Source organism: Planktothrix tepida PCC 9214 (assembly GCF_900009145.1).
In the GTDB taxonomy this organism is placed as follows: Bacteria; Cyanobacteriota; Cyanobacteriia; order Cyanobacteriales; family Microcoleaceae; genus Planktothrix; species Planktothrix tepida.
Window position 1 is genome coordinate 1 of record NZ_LN889852.1, and the last position, 427, is coordinate 427.

Consider the following 427-nt stretch of genomic DNA (forward strand, 5'->3'; position numbering starts at 1 on the left):
AGTTCTTGTTTACATTGTCGAAATCCATATTCCACCCATGTTCTTAACCCGTATAAATTACCTAATGTCTTTTTAAGCTGGCTTCTGTTCTCTGTTAAATTTGTCATCACAAACGAAGTTGAGGCTTCTGGCATCGTTTCTGGATCTGTGGTAATTTCCCAATAGGTTCTCGGACTTCTTTTCCCAAATATGATTTCTCTAATATATCTAGTTTCTGATTCTTTGTTTCATCAATTATTACTATAATCTTCTCTTCTTTCAATCCTTTTAGAGTTCGAGCTAATCTTCTTTCCTTTAATTCCCTTGCTGACCAAGGCGAATTGGCTAAAAAATGATGGAGTGATTGTGGCGATCTAATTCCTACTATTTTAGCAATTTCCGGTAAAGATTTTCTCGGAATTGGTGAGATGATTCCTAGATGTAAGTA

2 pseudogenes are annotated in these 427 nt (G+C 35.4%); both read right to left on the reverse strand.

The features are described 5' to 3' along the window. Nucleotides 1–227 (reverse strand): annotated as a pseudogene (locus PL9214_RS33345) (IS701 family transposase); the annotation flags it as partial. Nucleotides 228–265: 38 nt separating this feature from the next. Next, nucleotides 266–412 (reverse strand): annotated as a pseudogene (locus PL9214_RS33350) (IS701 family transposase); the annotation flags it as partial. Nucleotides 413–427 lie beyond the last annotated feature (15 nt).